Below are 3,060 nucleotides of genomic sequence, written 5' to 3' on the forward strand. Positions count from 1 at the left end.
CGCATAGTGAATACATAGCTATGCGAGGCGAACCGGGTGAACTGAAACATCTCAGTAGCTCGAGGAAAAGACATCAACCGAGATTCCGAAAGTAGTGGCGAGCGAAATCGGAGAAGCCTGTTAGTGATAGCACAAGACATAACGGAACAGTTTGGAAAGACTGGCCATAGCGGGTGATAGCCCCGTACGTGAAATGACCTGTGTGGTACTAAGTTAACGACAAGTAGGGCGGGACACGAGAAATCCTGTCTGAACATGGGGGGACCATCCTCCAAGGCTAAATACTCATCATTGACCGATAGTGAACTAGTACCGTGAGGGAAAGGCGAAAAGAACCCCGGGAGGGGAGTGAAATAGATCCTGAAACCGCGTGCTTACAAAAAGTAGGAGCCTCGTAAGGGGTGACTGCGTACCTTTTGTATAATGGGTCAGCGACTTACATTCAGTGGCAAGGTTAACCGAATAGGGAAGCCGTAGAGAAATCGAGTCCGAATAGGGCGATCAGTCGCTGGGTGTAGACCCGAAACCAAGTGATCTATCCATGGCCAGGATGAAGGTGCCATAACAGGTACTGGAGGTCCGAACCGACTAGTGTTGCAAAACTAGCGGATGAGCTGTGGATAGGGGTGAAAGGCTAAACAAACTTGGAAATAGCTGGTTCTCTCCGAAAACTATTTAGGTAGTGCCTCAAGTATTACCGTCGGGGGTAGAGCACTGTTTTGGCTAGGGGATCATGGCGATTTACCAAACCAAGGCAAACTCCGAATACCGACGAGTACAGCTTGGGAGACAGAGCACCGGGTGCTAACGTCCGGACTCAAGAGGGAAACAACCCAGACCGCCAGCTAAGGTCCCTAAAATTGGCTAAGTGGGAAACGAAGTGGGAAGGCTAAAACAGTCAGGATGTTGGCTTAGAAGCAGCCATCATTTAAAGAAAGCGTAATAGCTCACTGATCGAGTCGTCCTGCGCGGAAGATGTAACGGGGCTAAGCCAGTTACCGAAGCTGCGGATTTGCAATTTATTGCAAGTGGTAGGAGAGCGTTCTGTAAGCCTGTGAAGGTGTGTTGTAAAGCACGCTGGAGGTATCAGAAGTGCGAATGCTGACATGAGTAGCGTTAAAGGGGGTGAAAAGCCCCCTCGCCGTAAGCGCAAGGTTTTCTACGCAACGTTCATCGGCGTAGAGTGAGTCGGCCCCTAAGGCGAGGCAGAGATGCGTAGCTGATGGGAAACAGGTCAATATTCCTGTACCGATTGTTAGTGCGATGTGGGGACGGATCTTAATAGGTTATCCGACTGTTGGATATGTCGGTTTAGATGGATGTAGGCGTGCATTAGGCAAATCCGGTGCACATATACCGAGGCCATTGATCGAGCGGGCTTGCCCGTGAAGTAACTGAACGAGGTTCCAGGAAAAGCCACTAAGCTTCAGCTAACAACGACCGTACCGCAAACCGACACTGGTGCGCGAGATGAGTATTCTAAGGCGCTTGAGAGAACTCAGGAGAAGGAACTCGGCAAATTGACACCGTAACTTCGGAAGAAGGTGTGCCCTATTAGTGTGTAGTGAACAACGAAGCATGAATGGGTTGCAAAAAATCGGTGGCTGCGACTGTTTATTAAAAACACAGCACTCTGCAAACACGAAAGTGGACGTATAGGGTGTGACGCCTGCCCGGTGCTGGAAGATTAAATGATGGGGTGCAAGCTCTTGATTGAAGTCCCAGTAAACGGCGGCCGTAACTATAACGGTCCTAAGGTAGCGAAATTCCTTGTCGGGTAAGTTCCGACCTGCACGAATGGCGTAACGATGGCCACACTGTCTCCTCCTGAGACTCAGCGAAGTTGAAATGTTTGTGATGATGCAATCTCCCCGCGGAAAGACGGAAAGACCCCATGAACCTTTACTGTAGCTTTGTATTGGACTTTGAACAGATCTGTGTAGGATAGGTGGGAGGCTTTGAAGCAGGGTCGCTAGATCTTGTGGAGCCAACGTTGAAATACCACCCTGGTGTGTTTGAGGTTCTAACCTAGGTCCATTATCTGGATCGGGGACAGTGCATGGTAGGCAGTTTGACTGGGGCGGTCTCCTCCCAAAGCGTAACGGAGGAGTTCGAAGGTACGCTAGTTACGGTCGGACATCGTGACGATAGTGCAATGGCATAAGCGTGCTTAACTGCGAGACTGACAAGTCGAGCAGATGCGAAAGCAGGACATAGTGATCCGGTGGTTCTGTATGGAAGGGCCATCGCTCAACGGATAAAAGGTACTCTGGGGATAACAGGCTGATACCGCCCAAGAGTTCATATCGACGGCGGTGTTTGGCACCTCGATGTCGGCTCATCTCATCCTGGGGCTGTAGCCGGTCCCAAGGGTATGGCTGTTCGCCATTTAAAGAGGTACGTGAGCTGGGTTTAAAACGTCGTGAGACAGTTTGGTCCCTATCTTCCGTGGGCGCTGCAGATTTGAGGAAGCCTGCTCCTAGTACGAGAGGACCGGAGTGGACACACCTCTGGTGTATCGGTTGTCACGCCAGTGGCATTGCCGAGTAGCTAAGTGTGGAAGAGATAACCGCTGAAAGCATCTAAGCGGGAAACTCGTTTCAAGATGAGATCTGCCGGGGCCTTGAGCCCCCTAAAGAGTCGTTCAAGACCAGGACGTTGATAGGTCAGGTGTGGAAGCGCAGTAATGCGTTAAGCTAACTGATACTAATTGCTCGTGCGGCTTGACCCTATAACTTTGATCTAATCGATCAGGGTGTTATGCCAAGTTGACGCATTCAAAATAAGCTCAAGCTGATTCCAAACTCTATGAATTCGTTGTCTTGATTCGTCAAGACGGCAACCAGTTATGCCTGATGACCATAGCGACGTGGTACCACTCCTTCCCATCCCGAACAGGAAAGTGAAACGCGTCAGCGCCGATGATAGTGCGGGTTCCCGTGTGAAAGTAGGTCATTGTCAGGCTCTTACAGCCTAAAAAAGCCCAACCGAAAGGTTGGGCTTTTTTTTGTTCCGCGCTTTAGTCGATTTGAGAATGTCGGCTATCGAAGAGTCTTGAGA

General features: G+C 50.2%; 2 rRNA genes (1 of these 2 running past the window's edge). Both read left to right on the plus strand.

Going from position 1 to position 3,060, the window contains the following annotated elements:
• Window positions 1-2,731: ribosomal RNA gene (locus QN397_RS26265) — 23S ribosomal RNA — on the plus strand; it begins 144 nt to the left of the window's first position.
• A 120-nt stretch (window positions 2,732-2,851) separates the two neighbouring features.
• Window positions 2,852-2,964: ribosomal RNA gene (gene rrf, locus QN397_RS26270) — 5S ribosomal RNA — on the plus strand.
• The last annotated feature ends 96 nt before the right edge of the window (window positions 2,965-3,060 follow it).

Origin of the sequence: Variovorax sp. RTB1 (assembly GCF_035018765.1) — a bacterium.
GTDB lineage: Bacteria > Pseudomonadota > Gammaproteobacteria > Burkholderiales > Burkholderiaceae_C > Variovorax.